Below are 18,595 nucleotides of genomic sequence, written 5' to 3' on the forward strand. Positions count from 1 at the left end.
TAAATCTGCCGCCGTTTAGTGGTAGTAAACAGCGGCCGATGGCCGGCGCCTTCGCCGTCGGCGAGGTCGCCGACGAGCCCTTCATCTGGCTATGACACGGCATGTCGGGAGCCTTGGCTCCCCGAGAGCAGAGGGAGACTGAGAGCATGGAAGAGCTGTGGCCCCCGCCCTCCCGCGAGGTCGCCGATGCGATCAGGTCACTGTGTCAGCGCCTGCTGACGGAAACGGACGCCCTGGTCGACGCCTTCGCAAGGCCCTCTCTCGTCGCCCAGAACGATCCCGCTCTCCTCGCGGACGCATCGCTGGTCGAGGAGGATCGCGCGCTCAACCGCTCTGAGCTGGTCCAATGGTTGACCGCAAACGTTCAGCAACCGGGGCGGAGGGTAGAGCCCTACGTCAGTCCGAGGACCACGGAGTACATCAACGATCTCGTCTCTCGGGGCATCGCACCCGACTTCGCCGTTGCCTGGCGTGTGGCCCTGGGGATCGGCTGGCGGCGATGGCTGGAGGAATGCGTGGCGGACTGCGCGGACCCCGATCTTCTCGTGGGGATCCTGGACGTGACGGCGCAGTCGCTGGTGCAGTACGCCCTCGATTCCGTCGCGGCCCTGCGGCAAGCCGGCCTCGCCGCGGCGATGGGGAACACGGATGCCGAGGGGATCGCACTGATCCAGCTGATCGCCGGTGGGGCACCGATGGCGGAGGACCTCGCCGAAGGGCGCCTGCGCTACCGGATGGCGCGGTGGCACATGGGTCTCGTCCTCTGGGTCGATGATCCCCAGGAGGCCGACGCCTTGGACGAGGCGATCGCCGCCGTGCGCTCCTCCGCCGCAGGCCGGAGCGCCCTGGTGGCGCGTGCCAGCGCCACGTCGCGGTGGATCTGGCTCTCGGGGGAAGCCGTCCCGGACCTTCACCACGTGGAGAAGGACCTCGCGGCGGCCGACGAGGTCCGCGCGGCGGTGGGAAGGCCGGGACGCGGCCTCGAAGGATTCCGCTCCAGCCACCAGGACGCCCTCGCGGCCCAGGCGCTGGTGAGCCGGCTGGGGTCCGACCGGCGATTCACCGCCTACGCCGACGTCGAGCTGATCGACGCGCTCACGAAGGACCGGCCCGGTGCACGTCGGTTCGTCATCAACACCCTCGGGCCGTTGGCCGAAGCCGACACAGCCCTGCGGCAAGCCCTGCTCACCTACGTGCAGTGCGGCTTCAGTACCACCCGGGCGGCCGCCAACCTCTACGCGCACCGCAACACCGTCGAACGGCGCGTCTCACGCGCCAACGAGCTCTCGGCCGTCAAGGTGGAGGCCAACCCGACCCATGTGGCGGCGGCGCTCCTGGTGCTGGACATCGCACCTGACATCGTGACGATCGCCCCGAGCTGAGCTCATACCACGCAGCTACGGCGCTCGAGCTTCCTTGCCCTGGGAAAGGGCAGAACCGCGCCCGGACAGTGCCTAGTCAGGCTGCCATCGCCAGCGATATTCCTCCCGGGCCGTCTGCGATCGATGGCGAGGCGACGCCGACGCTGTCGCCCAGAGGCCGACGTCGGAGGTCGGCATGGCGAAGAGCGCTCCGGTGTGATGACGCATCACATGAAGCGGTTTGCGTTCCACGCGGCAGTCGTGAAGTGCTGCTGCCCTGCAGAGTCAGCCAAGGGCTGGAGCGTTGTCGGCCCGTCGGCCTAGAGGCGCAGCCCGCGTCACTCACTGTGATAGGCGCGGCATCGGTGCGCCGCACAGAGAGCTGCCAACTGGACCGTGTGCGGGCGGGCCGGCGAAGGGGCGTGAGGTGCAGCCGCCCTCCCGGGTTCTCCCCAGATTCTTCCCAGCGTTCGTGGATGCCTAAAAGGCCAGGTCAGAGGTTCTTTGGAGGGAGGGTGAGGAGATCACCCGCATCACTTCTCCCCAGGGACTCCCCAGTGCCCCATATGGCCGTTTCGTGCGATGGGTGCAGGAGCAAATCGTGTGCGCTGCGTGCGTGAGGTCAAACGCCTCCTACAGCCAGTCCCGCCGCTTGAAAATCACGTACAAACTGACGCAAACCACACCCATCAAGCCGATCGCGAAGGGGTATCCGAAGCTCCAGCTCAGCTCAGGCATGGTGTCGAAGTTCATGCCGTAGATCGTTCCCACGAGCGTGGGGGCGAACAGGATGGCCGCCCAGGAGGAGATCTTCTTGATCTCCTCGTTCTGCTCGAAGCCCGCCTCCGCCAACGCGCGCATCTCCGCGTTCTGTTGCTGGGTGACCAGGGTCGCGTTGACCGTCAGGATCTCCGTCAGGGCCTGGCGGAAGCCGTCGACGCGTTCGCTGGTGTGGGTGACGTGGTCGGCCACGTCGCGGAGGTAGCGCTGGAGTTCCTCGTCCGTGCCGTACTTCGCGAAGCCCGCCATCAGGCCGTGCAGCATGCCCACCAGGGGGCGGGTCGCGCGCTGGAACTCGACCATCTCGCGGGAGAGTTCGTAGATGCGGCGCGAGACCGCCGGGTCGCCGCTGAAGACCTCGGTCTCGATCTCGTCGATGTCGTTCTGGACGCCCGCCACCACCGGGGCGTAGCCGTCGACCACCGCGTCCAGGATCGCGTACAGGACCGCCTCCGGGCCCAGGGCCAGCAGGTCCGGGTCCTCCTCCATGCGGTGGCGGACCGCCGACAGGTCGGGGGCCGCGCCGTGCCGGACCGTGATCACGAAGTCCTGGCCCACGAAGATGTGCAGCTCGCCGAAGTCCACCTCCTCCTGTGCGTCCAGGTAGCGGGCCGCCCGCAGGACGACGAAGAGCGTGTCCCCGTACCGCTCCAGCTTCGGGCGCTGGTGCGCCTCGAGCGCGTCCTCCACCGCCAGCTCGTGCAGATCGAACTCGCCCGCCAGGGACAGCAGTTCGGACTCCGTCGGGCGGTGCAGGCCGATCCACGCCATGCCGTCCGGGTGCTCGCGCAGCTGGCGGAAGGTCTCGGCCAGGGTGTCGGGGGACGCCACCTTGCGGCCGTCGCGGTACAGCGTCGCCTGCACCACGCTCGGCCGGTCCGCAGCGGCGTCCTCCGCCTCGGACGGTGGCTGCTGAGCCTTCGGCCGAGGCGGCCCGGCCGGCGGTTCGGGCTGGCGGCGCCAGGCTGCGCGGGGGCGACGCTCCGACATCGTGGGGTCCATCTCCGTCTGCGTGGTCGTGGCCAGGTCTCCCGGGAAGGATATACGGGGTGAATTGCCGCAGCGCGGCGGCCGGTGCGGAGGCCATTTGCGGACACACTCCTGTCCCTGTCCGCGACCCTTGTCCCGGCCGGGCTAGCGGTGCACGGTGTCTTCCGTGGATGGCTTGCGGGCGACTTGCGGACAGTATCTGTCCGCAACTCCGAGTAGCGTGCCGCCATGGCCTCCACCTCGACGAACCCGGTCCTCTCCACCCGCGCCCTGGGCCGCGCCACGCTGGCCCGCCAGCTCCTCCTGGAGCCCGCCGCGATGTCCGCCAAGGACGCCGTCACCCACCTCCTCGGGCTCCAGGCGCAGAACACCAAGCCGCCGTACTACGCCCTCGCCGCCCGGCTCGCCGGCTTCCGCCCCGAGCACCTCTCCGCCCTCATGGAGTCCCGCGAGGTCGCCCGGATCGTCACGCTCCGCTCCACCATCCACACGCACACGGCCGAGGACGTCCTCACCCTCCGGCCGCTCGTCCAGCCCGCCCGCGACCGCGAGGTCAAGATCTTCCGCGCCGGTCTCGACGGCGTCGACCTCGACCGGCTCGCCGACCTCTCCCGCGCGCTCGTCGAGGAGGAGCCCCGCACCCCCAAGGAGATCCGCGAGGCACTCCTCGTCCACTGGCCCGACGCGGACCCGCAGTCCCTCTCCGTGGCCGCCCGCTGCCTGCTTCCCCTCGTCCAGGTCACCCCGCGCGGCCTCTGGCGCCGCAGCGGACAGGTCCGCCTCACCACCGCCCGCGCCTGGTTCCACACCCCCGGCGACGCCGAGAAGACCGACCTCGACTCCGTCGTCCTCCGCTATCTCGCCGCCTTCGGGCCCGCCTCCGTCAAGGACATGCAGACCTGGTGCGGCCTCACCCGCCTCCGTGACGCCTTCGAGCGCCTCCGGCCCCGGCTGCTCGCCTTCCAGGACGACAACGGCGTCGAACTCTTCGACCTCCCCGAGGCTCCCCGCCCCGACCCCGACACCCCGGCCCCGCCGCGCTTCCTCCCCGAGTACGACAACCTCCTCCTCTCCCACGCCGACCGCCGCCGCTTCGTCTCCGTCGAGGCGAAGAACCGCACCTGGAAGGGGAACCAGGCCTTCTCCGTCTTCCTCCTCGACGGCCTCCTCGCCGGGCTCTGGCGCCTGGAGGAGACCAAGGAGCGGACGACCATGACCATCCAGCCGTTCGGCCGTCCGTCCACGTCGCAGCGCGCCGCGCTCGCCGAGGAAGCCGAGCGCCTGCTCCGGGCGACGGGGGAGGAGGGTGTTCCCTTCGAGGTCGGGTTCGGGGTCGTCGATGCGTAGCCGGTGACGAAAGGTCGGTCGACGAGTGGTCGGTGAGGTGCCGGTGACGAAAGGTCGGCCGATGAGTCGTCCGTGAGGTGCCGGTGGCGTGCCGGTGAGGTGTCGGCGAGGAGTCGATGAGTCGGGGCGGTGAGCGGCGGCGAGCGGCGGTGAGGAGTCGATGAGGCAGGGCCGCCATCGGCGGTGCGCAGCCTTCCGTCCGTTACGGCAGTACCCCCGCCCTCCTTCCCGCCACCACCGCCTCCCCGCGCGTGTGCGCCCCCAGCTTCCGCATCGTCGAGCGGAGATAGCCCTTCACCGTCTCGGGGCGAAGCCCCAGCCGTTCCGCCGCCGTCGCGTTCGTCGCCCCCGACGCCACCGCCGCCAGTACGTCCAGCTCGCGCGGCGTCAGGCGCGCGCCCGGTGATGGGGGCGTCGGGCCCGCGGGGGCCGTCGAGGCCGTCTCCAAGCGCCCGCACACCTCCGACAGCCGGGCTCGCAGCCGCGGATCCGTCACCTGGGGCAGGAGACCGCGCAGCTCCGCGTGCGCCTGCCGGATCTCCTCCCACGAACACGACCACGCCCCGGACCCGCCGCCCGGCCCTCCGCCCGGCACGCCGTTCGACCCAACGCCCGGTCCGACGCCCGGCCCTCCGCCCGGCCCTCCGCCCGTTCCGACGCCCGGCCCTCCGCCCAGCCCGCTCCCCGCCCCCGAAACCGGCAGCCCCCGCCCCTCCTCCCGTACCGCCAGGGCCTGTTCCACGTCCCTGGCCGCCGCCACCGCCGCGTCGAAGACCCGGTCGCCGAGGGGCAGCGCGTCGCGGAGCGCCCCGTACAGCACGCCGCGCACCTGGCGCCGTACGACGACCGGCACCGCGATCACCGACCGCAGGCCCTCCGCCGACACCGGGCCGTCGTACTCGTGGGTGATGTGCCGTGCCGACGGATAGTCCACGACCGCGCAGGGCCGCGACAGCGCCAGGCACTTCCCGCCCAGGCCGCTGCCCGCCGCGATCGTGAGGCCCCGCAGGGCGGGGGTCACGGCGCCGCTCAGCTCCGCGATCCGCAGCCGGGCCGGGCGGCCCGACCGGCCGCCCCCGCCGGCCCGTCCGTCGCGCAGCAGGCCGCCGAAGACCACGTCCAGGCCCGTGGACCGGCGCAGCCGCAGCAGCGCCGCCCGCATCTCCACCGATTCCGTCAGCTCGGGCACGCGACCACTCCTTCACCCCCGAACGGGGGTAGTGAGACCTGGGTCACTGATTACACGATGTCCGTGACCGGTCCCGCAACGAGGAGGACACATGACGGCCACCACGGCGACGGAGAGGTTCCGAGCCGCCCGCGACTTCCTGCTCCAGCACCGCGAGGAGTACGAGGCCGCCTACGAAGGCTTCGCCTGGCCCCGCCCCGACCGGTTCAACTGGGCCCTGGAGTGGTTCGACGTCATCGCGGCCGGCAACGACAGGACCGCGCTGCACATCGTCGAGGAGGACGGCGGCGAGACGCGCGTCAGCTTCGCCGAGATGAGTGAACGCTCCGACCGGGTCGCCAACTGGCTGCGCACGTGGGGCGTACAGGCCGGTGACCGGATCATCGTCATGCTCGGCAACCAGACCGAGCTGTGGGAGACCGCGCTCGCCGCCATGAAGCTGCGCGCCGTCGTCATCCCCGCCACCCCGCTCCTCGGCCCGGCCGACCTGCGGGACCGGGTCGAGCGCGGCCGGGCCCGACACGTCATCGCGCGCGCCGAGGACACCGCCAAGTTCGACGACGTACCGGGGGAGTACACCCGGATCGTCGTCGGAGCGCCGGCGGGGCAGGAGGGCGGTCGGTGGATCTCCTACGGTGACGCCGCCGACGCCTCCCGTGTCTTCGAGCCCGACGGCGTCACCCGCGCCGACGACCCGCTGATGCTGTACTTCACCTCCGGCACCACCGCCCGCCCCAAGCTCGTCGAGCACACCCACACCTCGTATCCCATCGGCCACCTCGCCACCATGTACTGGATCGGGCTCAAGCCCGGCGACGTGCACCTCAACATCTCCTCGCCCGGCTGGGCCAAGCACGCCTGGTCCAACCTCTTCGCCCCCTGGAACGCGGAGGCGACGGTCTTCATCCACAACTACACGCGCTTCGATCCGGCCCGCCTGATGGCCGAGATGGAGCGGAACGGGGTCACCAGCTTCTGCGCGCCGCCGACCGTCTGGCGCATGCTGATCCAGGCCGACCTCACGCAGCTGAAGCACCCGCCGCGCGAGGTCGTGGCGGCCGGGGAGCCGCTCAACCCCGAGGTCATCGAGTCCGTGCGGCGGGCCTGGGGCGTCACGATCCGCGACGGGTTCGGGCAGACCGAGACGGCCGTCCAGGTCTCCAACAGCCCCGGCCAGCGGCTCAAGGAGGGCTCCATGGGCCGGCCGAGCCCCGGATTCCGGGTCACCCTGGTCGACCCGGTGAGCGGGAAGGCGGACGTGGACGAGGGGGAGATCAGTCTCGACCTCTCCGCCGACCCCGTGGGCCTCATGACCGGCTACCACGGCGACCCGGAGCGCACGGCCGAGGCCATGGCGGGCGGCTACTACCGCACCGGAGACATCGGCTCCCGTGACGCCGACGGCTACATCACCTACATCGGGCGCGCCGACGACGTCTTCAAGGCCTCCGACTACAAGATCTCGCCGTTCGAGCTGGAGAGCGCGCTCCTGGAGCACGAGGCGGTGGCCGAGGCGGCCGTCGTGCCGGCCCCCGACCCGCTGCGGCTCGCCGTCCCGAAGGCGTACGTCGTCCTCGCGGACGGCTGGGAGCCGAGCGCCGAGACGGCACGGGCGCTCTTCGCCCACTTGCGCGCCGTCCTGGCGCCGTACAAGCGGCTGCGCCGCATCGAGTTCGCCGACCTGCCCAAGACCGTCTCGGGGAAGATCCGCCGCATCGAACTGCGCGAGCGCACGGCGCGCGGCGAGGGCACGGAGTACACGGAAGGGGACCTGGCGTGAGCCTCTCGTACGCGCACGGCGCGAGCACCACCGAACTCCTCGGCGACACGATCGGCGCCAACCTCGAACGGACCGTCGCCGCCTGGCCGGACCGCGAGGCGCTCGTCGACCTGCCGTCCGGGCGCCGCTGGACGTACGCCCAATTCGGCGCCGACGTCGACAGGTTGGCCGGTGCCCTGCTCGGCAGCGGGGTCGCCAAGGGGGACCGGGTCGGCATCTGGGCGGTCAACTGCGCCGAGTGGGTGCTCGTCCAGTACGCCACCGCCCGCATCGGCGCCGTGATGGTGACCGTCAACCCCGCTTACCGCGCCCACGAGTTGGAGTACGTGCTCCGGCAGGCCGGGATCTCCCTGCTCTTCGCCTCCCGCACGCACAAGACGAGCGACTACCGGGCGATGGTCGAGGAAGTGGCCTCCAAGTGCCCCGAGTTGAGGGAAGCGATCTACTTCGGCGACCCCACCTGGGACGAGCTGCTCTCCCGTACGCCCGGAGAGCTGCGCCCCGCCCCGCTCGCCTGCGACGAGCCGGTCAACATCCAGTACACCTCGGGCACCACAGGCTTCCCCAAGGGGGCGACCCTCTCCCACCACAACATCCTCAACAACGGTTACTTCGTCGGGGAGATGATCGCCTACACCGAGCAGGACCGGATCTGCATCCCCGTCCCCTTCTACCACTGCTTCGGCATGGTGATGGGGAACCTCGCGGCCACCTCGCACGGCGCCTGCATGGTCATCCCCGCGCCGTCCTTCGATCCGGCCGCCACCCTCCGCGCGGTCCAGGAGGAGCGCTGCACGTCCCTGTACGGCGTGCCGACGATGTTCATCGCCGAGCTGAACCTCCCCGACTTCGCCTCGTACGACCTCTCCTCCCTCCGCACCGGCATCATGGCGGGCTCGCCCTGCCCGGTGGAGGTGATGAAGCGGGTGGTCGCCGAGATGAACATGGCCGAGGTGTCGATCTGCTACGGCATGACGGAGACCTCGCCGGTCTCCACCCAGACCCGGCGCGACGACGACCTGGAGCGCCGCACGGGCACGGTGGGCCGGGTCATGCCGCACGTCGAGGTGAAGGTGGTCGACCCGGTCACCGGTCTCACCGTCGAGCGCGGCGTCCCCGGCGAGCTGCGCACCCGCGGCTACAGCGTGATGCTCGGCTATTGGGACGAGCCGGAGAAGACCGCCGAGGTCGTGGACGCGGGCCGCTGGATGCACACCGGTGACCTCGCGGTGATGCGCGAGGACGGGTACGTCCAGATCGTCGGCCGGATCAAGGACATGATCATCCGGGGCGGCGAGAACGTGTACCCGCGCGAGATCGAGGAGTTCCTCCACGGGTACGAGAAGATCGCGGACGTCCAGGTCGTGGGCGTGCCCGATGCCCGGTACGGTGAGGAGATCCTGGCCTGCGTGATCCCCCGCGACCCCGCCGACCCGCCGAGCCTGGACGACATCACCGCGTACTGCCGCGACCGCCTCGCGCACTACAAGGTCCCGCGCCGGGTGGAGATCCTCGCCGAGTTCCCGATGACCGTGAGCGGAAAGGTGCGGAAGGTGGAGCTGCGGCAGCGCTACGGGGAGTAGCCGAACGCCAGGCGCAGGGGCTACGGCGAGGCGGGGGCCTGCCGGACCGCCGCGGCCCCCGCCAGTTCGCGGCGCATGCAGACCCGGGGCCAGGTCGCCAGGCCGTGGGCGGCCTCGGCCCGCTGGATCTCGCGCAGGCCGACGGTGAGCTCCGGATCGGACTCGGCGAGCGGGCGGAAGCCGAGGCGGGCGTAGTACGGGGCGTTCCAGGGGACCTCGGTGAAGGTCGTCAGGGTCAGCGCCGCGAGCCCGCGCTCGGCCGCCTCGGCCGCGAGGTGCTCGATCAGGGCGCGCCCGATGCCCCGGCGGGCGGCGTCCGGGTGCACGGAGACCTGCTCGATGTGGGCGGCCCCGTCGACGGTGTCCGCCAGCAGGTACGCGACCGGGCGGTCGGTCTCGTCGGCGGCCACCCAGGCGCGCCCGGCGCGCCGGTAGGCGTCCAGGACGTCCAGCGGCAGGGGTTCGTCGTCGGCGATGAACGCCATGCCGACGGAGCGGAAGGGCTCGCCCGCGGCCCGCTCGATGTCCTGGAGCAGCGGGAGTTCGGCCGGTGCGGCCGCTCGGATGTGCATACGACGAGTATGGCGCGGACCCTCCCTCAGCCCGAGCCCCGGCCGCCTCAGCCCGAGCCCCCGCCGCCGCCCCCGTCTCCGGCGGCGCCCGAGCTGCCTCCGGTCACGTCCTGGCCGCCGAACCAGCCTCGGCCGGTCGCGTACCCGTCCGCCCCGCCGCCCCGGCCCAGAAGCCCGCCGTCGCGGGAGAAGCGGGGGAGGAACAGCGCGAGCGCGGGGTCGCCGTAGAGGGCCACGTACAGCAGCACCCGATCGCCGTCCGTCACCTCGCGCCGGTGCGCGGGCAGCGGGTGCCGCTCCCGGAGCCCGGCGAGCAGCCGGCGGGCGGCCCGGGTGGTCGGCGGCAGGAACAGCAGGGCGAGCGCGGCACCGGCCGGCACGGCCCCGAGGGCGAGCGCGAGCGCGAGCTCCGTCCCGGAGGGCCGGGTGATCAGCAGGCCCGCGAGGACGGTCGCCACCGCGCCCACGAGCAGCACGCGCGCGGCCCGCAGCCGGCCGTGCGGGCGGAGCAGCCCCGCCCTGCCCAGTTCGGCCCGCAGAGCGTCGACCGCGCGGCGCGCCCGGGGCTGGGTGGCGAGGACCCGGAGACCGAGTGCGCGCCGCAGCGAACTGTGCACGCCGAGTTGAACCGGGTCACGTGTCCGGCCGGGCCCGCCGTTGGCCCGAATCGTGCCCTTCCGGCCGGCCGCGACGGCGCCGCGCTGGTGCAGCGCGACGAGCGCCACCACGACGACGGCCCGCGGCCCTCCCCTGAGCAACGCCAGTGCCTGCGGCGGCAGTTCTGCCCGCTGCGGGCTGCGCGTTCGCAACAGACCGAGTGCGAGCAGCAGTTGTCCGCACGACGCACCGATGAACCACCACGTGTCCGCCCCCATGACGTCCCACCCCCAAGGATGTTGTGCCCGGGGGAGCGTGATCGTCACGCGTGGAATGGCCGAATTCTGAGGTTAATTTGAGCCGGGTGGGGGTTCGTGCCCGCGGGGCGTCCTCACCGGCGGCCGGGCTACGCGCCTGTGGTGACCAGTTCGTCGGCCGGGGTGTTGACCGGCTGGGGGGTGCCCGTCAGGTCGAGGACGAAGAGCGGTATGCCGAGTTCGTCCGCGCGGGACCTGGCCTCCGGGGTGTAGCCGGCGAGGGAGAAGAAGACGCTCACGGCCGTGCTGCTGAGGCCGTTGAGCCAGAGGCACTCAACGGCTCGCAGGCCGGCCGGGCGGGTGCTCGGGTCGACCTGGGCGACGAGTCCGGGCGCCCGCAGGTCGACCTCGGAGGTGGACCGCTCCTCGGGCTGGACGACGTCACGGAAGCCGAGCCAGCGCAGATAGCCGGCGGACGCGACGACCGCGTCCCGGGCGGTGCGGATGGTCACGGGCCGGAAGGAGGGCCTGGGCGGCGCGGGGTGCGGCGCCGTGGGAGGCAGCGGTATGTGCGCGGGGTAGCGGTCCGCGAACGCGCGGTGGCCGCCGCTCTGCGGGGCGGCGTGGGCGCGGTTCTCGGTCGGGTCCGGGGCCGGGTCGGGCTCCGTGTGGCGCCGCCCGCCGCCGGCCCGCTCGCCTCGTGGGCCGCCGTCTCCGCCGTCCCCGGGGCCGCACCACTCGCCGGTGCCCGGGCGCGGGTCGGCCGCGGTGCGCGGGTCCACGACGCGCCAGGGTCCGGTGTCCGAATCGGCACCCGTACCGGAGCCCGTGCCCCGTCCCGTACCGTCCCCCGTTCCCGCGCCCGGTCCCGTGCCCCTCGCCGGTCCCGGGCCTCCGGTCACGGGCCGGACGGGGACGCGCAGGACCGTGCCGCAGGCGCAGCCGAGCTCCGGGTGGGGCCACTCGTCCGCGCGGCCGCAGGCGACGCAGCGGACCGTGACCCACTCGTCGGTCCAGTTCCGGTGCGTGACCGGCTCGCCCGTGGCCCCGGGGATCACCGGGGGCACCACCGGGGTGCCGCACGCGCACGGGAACACCGGCGCGGCGTACGGCTGCGTACGGAGGCATTCCGGGCAGCGCACCGGAACCGAGTCACCCACACCGAACCCCACGCCGAACCCCCTGTCTTCCGGGTCCCATCGTCCACCAATCCGCCACTTGAGGGGAGGGAGTTCGGCCAACGGCCGAGCGCCCTCCCTTGACGGCTCTCACCACCCCGACCTACATTGCTTCCGTATAGCAGAACAATACTTCCGCAATACGGAAACGGGTCGCCGAGACGGTGACGACCCGCTTCCGCCTGGCCGAAGCAGGAGCCCTCCCATGCCCCGTATGACCGCCGCCGCAGCGGCCGTTGAGATCCTCAAGCGCGAAGGCGTCACCAACGCGTTCGGCGTGCCCGGCGCGGCGATCAACCCCTTCTACCGGGAGCTCAAGAACGTGGGCGGCATCGCCCACACCCTGGCTCGCCACGTCGAGGGCGCGTCCCACATGGCCGAGGGCTACACCCGCGCCAAGGCCGGCAACATCGGTGTCTGCATCGGCACCTCCGGCCCCGCCGGCACCGACATGATCACCGGCCTGTACTCGGCGATCGCGGACTCGATCCCGATCCTGTGCATCACCGGCCAGGCCCCGGTCTCGAAGCTCCACAAGGAGGACTTCCAGGCCGTCGACATCGCCTCGATCGCCAAGCCCGTCACCAAGGCCGCCACCACGGTCCTGGAGGCCGCGCAGGTCCCCGGCGTCTTCCAGCAGGCCTTCCACCTGATGCGCTCCGGCCGTCCAGGCCCGGTCCTCATCGACCTGCCGATCGACGTCCAGCTGACCGAGATCGAGTTCGACCCGGAGACCTACGAGCCGCTGCCGGTCTACAAGCCGTCCGCGACCCGCGCGCAGGCCGAGAAGGCGCTGGGCTTCCTCCTGGAGGCCGAGCGTCCGCTGATCGTCGCCGGTGGCGGCATCATCAACGCCGACGCCTCCGACCTGCTGGTCGAGTTCGCCGAGCTGACGAACATCCCGGTCATCTCCACGCTCATGGGCTGGGGCACCATCCCGGACGACCACGAGCTGTCCGCCGGCATGGTCGGTGTCCAGACCGCGCACCGCTACGGCAACGCGACCTTCCTGGAGTCCGACACGGTCATCGGTATCGGCAACCGCTGGGCCAACCGCCACACCGGCTACAACATGGACGCCTACACCAAGGGCCGGAAGTTCGTCCACGTCGACATCGAGCCGACCCAGATCGGCAAGATCTTCGCCCCGGACTACGGCATCGCCTCCGACGCCAAGGTCGCCCTGGAGCTCTTCGTCGAGATCGCCAAGGAGTGGAAGGCCGCCGGCAAGCTGCCGGACTTCTCCGCCTGGGCCGCCTCCGCGCAGGAGCGCAAGGCCACCCTCCAGCGCCGGACGCACTTCGACAACGTCCCGATCAAGCCGCAGCGCGTCTACGAGGAGATGAACAAGGCCTTCGGCCCGGAGACCCGCTACGTCACCACCATCGGTCTCTCCCAGATCGCGGCCGCGCAGTTCCTGCACGTCTACAAGCCGCGCCACTGGATCAACTGCGGCCAGGCCGGCCCGCTCGGCTGGACCATCCCGGCCGCCATCGGTGCCGCCACCGCGGACCCGGAGACCCCGGTCGTCGCCCTCTCCGGCGACTACGACTTCCAGTTCATGATCGAGGAGCTGGCGGTCGCCGCCCAGCACAAGGTCCCCTACGTCCACGTCCTCGTGAACAACGCCTACCTGGGTCTGATCCGGCAGGCGCAGGGCAACCTGGGCATCAACTTCGAGGTCAACCTCGAGTTCGAGAACATCAACACCCCGGAGATCGGCGTCTACGGCGTCGACCACGTCAAGGTCGCCGAGGGCCTGGGCGTCAAGGCCATCCGCGTCGAGGACCCGAGCAAGCTCGGCGAGGCCCTGGAGCAGGCCAAGAAGATGGCCGTCGAGTTCCAGGTCCCGGTCGTCGTCGAGGCGATCCTGGAGCGGATCACCAACATCGCGATGAGCAAGACGGTCGACATGAGCGACGTCACCGAGTTCGAGGAGCTCGCGACCGAGCCCGGCCACGCGCCGACCGCGATCAAGGCCCTCAAGGTCTGATCCCGGCCCGCGCCGAACGGCCCCCGCTCCGAGAGCACCGGAGCGGGGGCCGCTCCGCGTTCAGCCTCCGTCCTGGGCCCGTACGAGCGCCGCGCCCGCTTCCGTCCAGTCGTAGAGGACGGACCGGCCCGCCCTGCGGCGCCGTACGAGACGGGCGTCGAGGAGCACCTTCAGATGGCGGCCCACGGACCCCAGGCCCTGCCCGGTCAGCGCCACCAACTGGCTCGTGGACAGCGGTGATCCGAGCCGTACGAGCACCCCGGCCCGGGCGCTCCCGAGCAGCGCGGCGAGCGCCTCGGGAACGGCCGGGCCGGCCGCGTCGGCCAGGGCGCCCGCGCACGGGTAGACGATCGCGAAACGCTCCGCGCCCTCCCACGACACCCAGCCCCGGCTCGGGGTCACGGGCACGAAGAACAGCCGCGCACCGGTTGCCGAACGCGGCGGGTAGTCACGGGTGTTGACCTGGAGCCGGCCCTCGCCGAGCCAGCGGGTGCGCCCCGGGCTGAGCTCGTCCAGGGCCGCCGCCCACCCCTCCCGGGTCAGCCTCGCCGTGCGCGCCAGGACGTCCGCCTCCAGGATCCTGCGACGCTTCGGCCAGGTCGGCAGGACCGTCTCGCGCCAGACCCAGGTGAGCAACTCGGCCATCCTGTGCGGCAGATCGGGTGCCGAGGCCAGTGGCTCGGGCACCGGACCGCCGCCCAGGGACACCGCCAGGTCGGCCACGGCCGCCGAGGGCGCTGTCGCGCGCACCCGGCTCACCTCCTCCTCGAAGCCCGGCTGGTGGTCGCCCCGTGGCGTGGGCGTCACGAAGTCGGCGTTCCAGGAGGTGCCGAGCGCCGCCCGGACGAGCAGGGCGTCGACCGGATCCGACGCCAACCGGGCCCGGTAGGCGGGGAGATGGGTCTCCAGCCAGGCTCGCTCGCCCGGGTGCGCGGTGTCCCGCAGGTCCAGGACCTGGAGCGCGGCCGTGACCTCGGCCAGCGGCGAGATCAGGAACCGACTGCCCGCGAGCGCGTCCGCGTCGACCTTCCACCAGCCCATGAGCTCCGGCCCCTCCGTAGTCCGCCCGGGCCCGCGCGCCGGCCCCCTCGGGCACGCGCCCTGGTGCCCGCGTGCCCGTCGTTTTCGCCGGTGCGCGAAACACTACCGGCCGCCCCACGCGCCCCCGCAGACTCCGCCGCATGCGCAGCTACCGCGGCCTCTTCCGTACGCCCGAGTTCACGCCCCTCTTCCTCACCTGCTCCGTGCAGGTCGCCGCCCAGACCGTGGCGGGGCTCGGCCTTGCCACGCTCGTCTTCCGGCAGACCGGGTCCCCGCTGCTCGCCTCCCTCGCGCTCTTCGGGCCCTCGCTCGCCCAGCTCCTCGGCGCCGCCACGCTCCTCTCGGCCGCCGACCGGCTCCCGCCGCGCGCCGCGCTCGCCGGCATGGCGCTGTTCTTCGCGGTGGGCTCCGCCGCGACGGCCGTGCCCGGGCTGCCGATCGGGGCGGTCTTCGCGATCCTGCTCGCCCAGGGGCTCGTCGGATCCGTCGGCGGCGGGGTGCGCTACGGGCTGCTCGGCGAGGTCCTGCCCCGCGAGGGGTATCTGCTGGGCCGCTCGGTACTGAACATGGCGGTCGGCGGCTGCCAGATCGCCGGGTTCGCGACCGGCGGCATGCTCGTCGCCCTGCTCTCCCCGCGCGGCACCCTGCTCACCGGCGCCGCCCTCTACCTCGTCGCGGCCCTCGTGGCCCGCCTCGGCCTCACCCGACGCGCCCCGCGCGCCACCGGCCGGGCCTCTGCGGCCGTGACCTGGGGTACGAACCGCAAGCTCTGGTCCTCCCGGGCCCGCCGTCGCGTGTACATCGCGCTCTGGGTGCCGAACGGGCTGATCGTGGGCTGCGAGTCGCTCTTCGTGCCGTACGACCCCGAGCGCGCCGGGCTGCTCTTCGCCTGCGGCGCGCTCGGGATGCTGGCGGGGGACACGGTCCTGGGCCGGTTCGTCCCGAGCGGACTCCGTGGCCGGCTCGCCGCCCCGCTGCAGGCGCTCCTGGCCGCCCCGTTCCTGCTCTTCGCGCTGGACCCGGGGCTGCCGCTCGCCCTCGTCGCCGTGACCGTCTCTGCGGTCGGCTACGGAGCGAGCCTGCTGTACCAGGAGCGGCTGCTCGACCTCGTACCGGAGGAGCTGAGCGGTCACGCCCTCGGGCTGCACACCTCGGGCATGCTCGCCCTCCAGGGGCTGAGCGCGGCGCTCGCGGGCGCCGTCGCCGAGGCCACCTCACCGCGCACGGCGATGGTGGTGCTCGCGCTCGCCTCGCTCGCCGTCACCGTGTCGCTCGTCCTCACCGAGGCGCCTTCGAGCGGACCACGACCGTCTCCTCGCACGGACCGTCGGCGAACAGCTTGAGCGCCTCCACCTCGTCCTTGTCGGCGCTCAGACCCCAGCGCAGCTTGGTGCCCACCCACTCGGCGGCGTAGCGGCAGTACCGGGCGGAGTCCGACGGCACCCAGTCGGCGGGGTCGCGGCCTGCCTTGTCCTTCTGGCTGCGGGCGGTGACGGCGACCAGCGTGCCGGGTACGCCCTGGTCGTTGGCGTACTTCTCGCGCCGGGCCGCCGTCCAGCCGGCGGCGCCGGACTCCCAGGCCTCGTTCAGGGAGACGACGTGGTCGACGCGGAGCGCGGCGGGGTCGGTGACGGTCTGGCCGTCGTAGTACGAGGTCCACTTCCCGCCGGTCAGAGCGCAGCCGGCGCCGGTCTTCGGGGCCTCGACGGCCTCCTCCAGGAGGACCTCGGAGCGGGTGTCGCAGCCGTCCTTGGCGTCCAGCCCCGCGTTCCAGTGCCGGAAGGCCGACTCCTTGTAGCCGGCCGGGTCCTCGGAGGCCTCGGTGAGGTCGGCGAGGGCGTCCGGGAAGAGGACGACGTTGGCCGACATGGCGGGGGAGGGCAGGGCGAGCGGGGACAGGATGAGGGCGAGCGGGGCGAGGCCCCGCACCAGGTTCTTGATCATGTACGAGTGGATAGCGGCGGGTGAGGGGCGCACACCCGGTGAATCGCGGTGCGCTCGCCCGTGCGGGTGTGGATCTTCACCGCAGAAACGATGCGCTGACGCCGACCGCTGTGCGGGAACGCGAAAGAGCGCGGAACCAGGGACCGTAAACCTGGTTCCGCGCTCTCGTTGTGCCCGCCCGACGGTGCGAGGCTGGCGCGACAGGACGTTCGCGCCGCCGGGCGGAGTCTTGGGGGGAGGTGGGGCGTTGGGACCGCGGCGGTGACGACGGGCCGGCCCGGGATCCCTTCCTTCAGGTCAAGAAGGGGCCTGGTCCGCCCTTACCACCGCACTGGCTCGTCGCCGCCGCGGTCCTCACGCTGTCCGTTCCGCCGGCCACCCCTCATCCGGGCCGTCGGTCCGGACGGCGTACGACATCTGACCTCCCGTCATATGTCGTACGCGGTCTGGATACCGCCGTGGATCAGTCCTCGCGCAGGTCGCGGACCGCCTCGGCCACGCGCTTGCCGTAGTCCGCGTCGGCGGCGGCGAAGTGCGCGAGGTTCTTCTCGATGATGTCCTCGCGGGACACCTGGGACAGGCCACCGGCGATGTTGGCGACCAGGCGCTTCTTCTCGTCCTCGGACATCAGGCGGTAGAGCTCACCGGCCTGGAAGAAGTGGTCGTCCTTGGCGTGCTCGGGCGCCGCGTGGGTGCCGGTCCAGCCGTGGATCGCCAGCGGGGCGGAGAGCGCCTCGTCGGTCTGCGAGGGACCGGAGTACGAGTTGGGCTCGTAGTTCTTGTCCGTGCGGCGGCCGTTGCGGGTCGCCATGAAGCCGTCGCGGCCGTAGTTGTCGGCAGACCCCCCGGAAACAGCCTTGGGGGCGTTCACCGGCAGCTGGGTGTGGTTCACACCGAGGCGGTAGCGGTGGGCGTCCGCGTAGGCGAAGAGCCGGCCCTGGAGCATCTTGTCCGGCGAGGGGCCGATGCCAGGGACGAAGTTGTTCGGGGAGAAGGCGGACTGCTCGACCTCGGCGAAGACGTTGTCCGGGTTGCGGTCGAGGACCAGCCGGCCGACGCGCTGCAGCGGGTAGTCGCTGTGCGGCCACACCTTGGTGAGGTCGAACGGGTTGAAGCGGTAGTCGGCGGCCTCGGCGGCCGGCATGACCTGGACGTACAGGGTCCACGAGGGGGCGACGCCGCGCTCGATGGCCTGGAGCAGGTCGGTCTGGTGCGAGTTGGCGTCCTTGCCGACGAGCTCGGCGGCCTGCTCGGCGGAGAGGGAGCGGATGCCCTGGTTCGTCTTGAAGTGGTACTTGACGAAGAAGGCCTCGCCCTTGGCGTTGGTCCACTGGTACGTGTGGGAGCCGTAGCCGTTCATGTGGCGGTACGAGGCCGGGATGCCGCGGTCGCCCATGAGCCAGGTGATCTGGTGCGTCGCCTCGGGGGCGTGCGCCCAGAAGTCCCAGACGTTGTCCGGCTCCTGCTTGCCCGTGAAGGGGTCGCGCTTCTGGGAGTGGATGAAGTCGGGGAACTTGATCGGGTCCTTGATGAAGAACACCGGGGTGTTGTTGCCGACGAGGTCGTAGTTGCCCTCTTCGGTGTAGAACTTCAGGGCGAAGCCGCGCGGGTCACGGACGGCGTCCGCGCCACCGAGCGAGTCGGCCACGGTGGAGAAGCGGAGGAACGTCTCGGTCTTCTTGCCGACCTCGGAGAGGAAGTCCGCCTTGGTGAAGCCGGTGACGTCGTCGGTCACCTCGAAGTAGCCGTACGCGCCGGAGCCGCGGGCGTGCACCACGCGCTCCGGGATCCGCTCACGGTTGAAGCGCGCGAGCTTCTCCAGCAGGTGCTGGTCCTGCAGCAGGATGGGGCCACCGACGCCGGCGGTGGCGGAGTTCTGGTTGTCGGCGACGGGGGCGCCGGACTCGGTCGTAAGCACGCGCTTCGACATGGTGACCTTCCGTACGGGAGCTGCACCGCTGACTGTGCGGGTGTTCAGGAGCG

Annotated in this window: 14 protein-coding genes; 6 read left to right on the top strand and 8 right to left on the bottom strand. The window is 71.9% G+C overall.

Going from position 1 to position 18,595, the window contains the following annotated elements; all coding sequences use genetic code 11:
- Positions 1 to 146 precede the first annotated feature (146 nt).
- Positions 147 to 1,382, top strand: coding sequence for a PucR family transcriptional regulator (locus ACF09C_RS05525; protein ID WP_392089052.1), 1,236 nt, complete (start codon positions 147 to 149; stop codon positions 1,380 to 1,382).
- Positions 1,383 to 1,994: 612 nt separating this feature from the next.
- Here the strand turns inward: ACF09C_RS05525 and ACF09C_RS05530 are convergent.
- A complete protein-coding gene (locus tag ACF09C_RS05530) occupies positions 1,995 to 3,131 on the bottom strand; it encodes a magnesium and cobalt transport protein CorA (protein ID WP_392090217.1) in 1,137 nt (378 codons plus the stop codon).
- A 228-nt stretch (positions 3,132 to 3,359) separates the two neighbouring features.
- On the opposite strand from ACF09C_RS05530, the gene ACF09C_RS05535 reads away from it, so the two are divergent.
- Positions 3,360 to 4,478, top strand: a complete 1,119-nt coding sequence (locus ACF09C_RS05535; RefSeq protein ID WP_392089055.1) for a winged helix DNA-binding domain-containing protein — start codon at positions 3,360 to 3,362, stop codon at positions 4,476 to 4,478.
- A gap of 202 nt (positions 4,479 to 4,680) precedes the next feature.
- Here ACF09C_RS05535 and ACF09C_RS05540 read toward each other — a convergent pair whose 3' ends face one another.
- Entirely contained in the window at positions 4,681 to 5,640 is a 960-nt protein-coding gene (locus ACF09C_RS05540) for a response regulator transcription factor (RefSeq protein ID WP_392090219.1), read from the bottom strand.
- A gap of 118 nt (positions 5,641 to 5,758) precedes the next feature.
- Here ACF09C_RS05540 and ACF09C_RS05545 point away from each other — a divergent pair, with 118 nt between their 5' ends.
- Both ACF09C_RS05545 and ACF09C_RS05550 read left to right on the top strand, forming a co-directional pair.
- Positions 5,759 to 7,447: an AMP-binding protein gene (locus ACF09C_RS05545; RefSeq protein ID WP_392089057.1), complete on the top strand. Its 1,689-nt coding sequence runs from the start codon at positions 5,759 to 5,761 to the stop codon at positions 7,445 to 7,447.
- Entirely contained in the window at positions 7,444 to 9,030 is a 1,587-nt protein-coding gene (locus ACF09C_RS05550; protein ID WP_392089059.1) for an AMP-binding protein, read from the top strand. The genes ACF09C_RS05545 and ACF09C_RS05550 overlap by 4 nt, the downstream gene beginning before the upstream one ends.
- Before the next feature lie 20 nt (positions 9,031 to 9,050).
- Here the strand turns inward: ACF09C_RS05550 and ACF09C_RS05555 are convergent, their stop codons facing one another.
- From ACF09C_RS05555 to ACF09C_RS05565, 3 genes are all read right to left on the bottom strand, one after another.
- Positions 9,051 to 9,602 (bottom strand): GNAT family N-acetyltransferase, encoded by a 552-nt coding sequence (locus ACF09C_RS05555; protein WP_392089061.1) that lies wholly within the window; start codon positions 9,600 to 9,602, stop codon positions 9,051 to 9,053.
- Between the two features lie 47 nt (positions 9,603 to 9,649).
- On the bottom strand, positions 9,650 to 10,477 hold the full coding sequence (locus ACF09C_RS05560) for a TIGR04222 domain-containing membrane protein (protein ID WP_392089063.1): 828 nt from the start codon (positions 10,475 to 10,477) through the stop codon (positions 9,650 to 9,652).
- Between the two features lie 128 nt (positions 10,478 to 10,605).
- Complete coding sequence (locus ACF09C_RS05565; RefSeq protein WP_392090222.1) at positions 10,606 to 11,511, bottom strand: hypothetical protein; 906 nt, start codon at positions 11,509 to 11,511, stop codon at positions 10,606 to 10,608.
- Positions 11,512 to 11,839: 328 nt separating this feature from the next.
- Between ACF09C_RS05565 and gcl the strand changes: the two genes are divergently transcribed.
- Positions 11,840 to 13,627 carry a glyoxylate carboligase gene (gene gcl / locus ACF09C_RS05570; protein ID WP_392089065.1) on the top strand — a complete coding sequence of 596 codons (1,788 nt, stop codon included), beginning with the start codon at positions 11,840 to 11,842 and terminating at the stop codon, positions 13,625 to 13,627.
- A 60-nt stretch (positions 13,628 to 13,687) separates the two neighbouring features.
- Here the strand turns inward: gcl and ACF09C_RS05575 are convergent, their stop codons facing one another.
- On the bottom strand, positions 13,688 to 14,668 hold the full coding sequence (locus tag ACF09C_RS05575; RefSeq protein ID WP_392089066.1) for a transcriptional regulator: 981 nt from the start codon (positions 14,666 to 14,668) through the stop codon (positions 13,688 to 13,690).
- Between the two features lie 140 nt (positions 14,669 to 14,808).
- Here ACF09C_RS05575 and ACF09C_RS05580 point away from each other — a divergent pair, with 140 nt between their 5' ends.
- The gene (locus ACF09C_RS05580; RefSeq protein ID WP_392089068.1) at positions 14,809 to 16,011 is read left to right on the top strand and encodes an MFS transporter; all 1,203 of its coding nucleotides are present in this window, start codon (positions 14,809 to 14,811) and stop codon (positions 16,009 to 16,011) included.
- Here the strand turns inward: ACF09C_RS05580 and ACF09C_RS05585 are convergent.
- Together ACF09C_RS05585 and ACF09C_RS05590 are read right to left on the bottom strand one after the other, a co-directional pair.
- Complete coding sequence (locus tag ACF09C_RS05585) at positions 15,947 to 16,612, bottom strand: DUF1524 domain-containing protein (protein WP_392089070.1); 666 nt, start codon at positions 16,610 to 16,612, stop codon at positions 15,947 to 15,949. The genes ACF09C_RS05580 and ACF09C_RS05585 overlap by 65 nt on opposite strands.
- Positions 16,613 to 17,075: 463 nt before the next feature.
- Positions 17,076 to 18,542: a catalase gene (locus ACF09C_RS05590; protein ID WP_392089072.1), complete on the bottom strand. Its 1,467-nt coding sequence runs from the start codon at positions 18,540 to 18,542 to the stop codon at positions 17,076 to 17,078.
- Positions 18,543 to 18,595: the final 53 nt, after the last annotated feature.

It is taken from the genome of Streptomyces sp. NPDC014870 (assembly GCF_043081505.1).
Taxonomy (GTDB): Bacteria; Actinomycetota; Actinomycetes; order Streptomycetales; family Streptomycetaceae; genus Streptomyces.

Coding starts and splice junctions, on each gene's coding strand:
- ACF09C_RS05525 (WP_392089052.1), top strand. CDS start 147: ATGGAAGAGCTGTGGCCCCCGCCCTCCCGCGAGGTCGCCGATGCGATC.
- ACF09C_RS05530 (WP_392090217.1), bottom strand. CDS start 3,131: ATGTCGGAGCGTCGCCCCCGCGCAGCCTGGCGCCGCCAGCCCGAACCG.
- ACF09C_RS05535 (WP_392089055.1), top strand. CDS start 3,360: ATGGCCTCCACCTCGACGAACCCGGTCCTCTCCACCCGCGCCCTGGGC.
- ACF09C_RS05540 (WP_392090219.1), bottom strand. CDS start 5,640: ATGCGGGCGGCGCTGCTGCGGCTGCGCCGGTCCACGGGCCTGGACGTG.
- ACF09C_RS05545 (WP_392089057.1), top strand. CDS start 5,759: ATGACGGCCACCACGGCGACGGAGAGGTTCCGAGCCGCCCGCGACTTC.
- ACF09C_RS05555 (WP_392089061.1), bottom strand. CDS start 9,602: ATGCACATCCGAGCGGCCGCACCGGCCGAACTCCCGCTGCTCCAGGAC.
- ACF09C_RS05560 (WP_392089063.1), bottom strand. CDS start 10,477: ATGGGGGCGGACACGTGGTGGTTCATCGGTGCGTCGTGCGGACAACTG.
- gcl (WP_392089065.1), top strand. CDS start 11,840: ATGCCCCGTATGACCGCCGCCGCAGCGGCCGTTGAGATCCTCAAGCGC.
- ACF09C_RS05575 (WP_392089066.1), bottom strand. CDS start 14,668: ATGGGCTGGTGGAAGGTCGACGCGGACGCGCTCGCGGGCAGTCGGTTC.
- ACF09C_RS05580 (WP_392089068.1), top strand. CDS start 14,809: ATGCGCAGCTACCGCGGCCTCTTCCGTACGCCCGAGTTCACGCCCCTC.
- ACF09C_RS05585 (WP_392089070.1), bottom strand. CDS start 16,612: ATGATCAAGAACCTGGTGCGGGGCCTCGCCCCGCTCGCCCTCATCCTG.
- ACF09C_RS05590 (WP_392089072.1), bottom strand. CDS start 18,542: ATGTCGAAGCGCGTGCTTACGACCGAGTCCGGCGCCCCCGTCGCCGAC.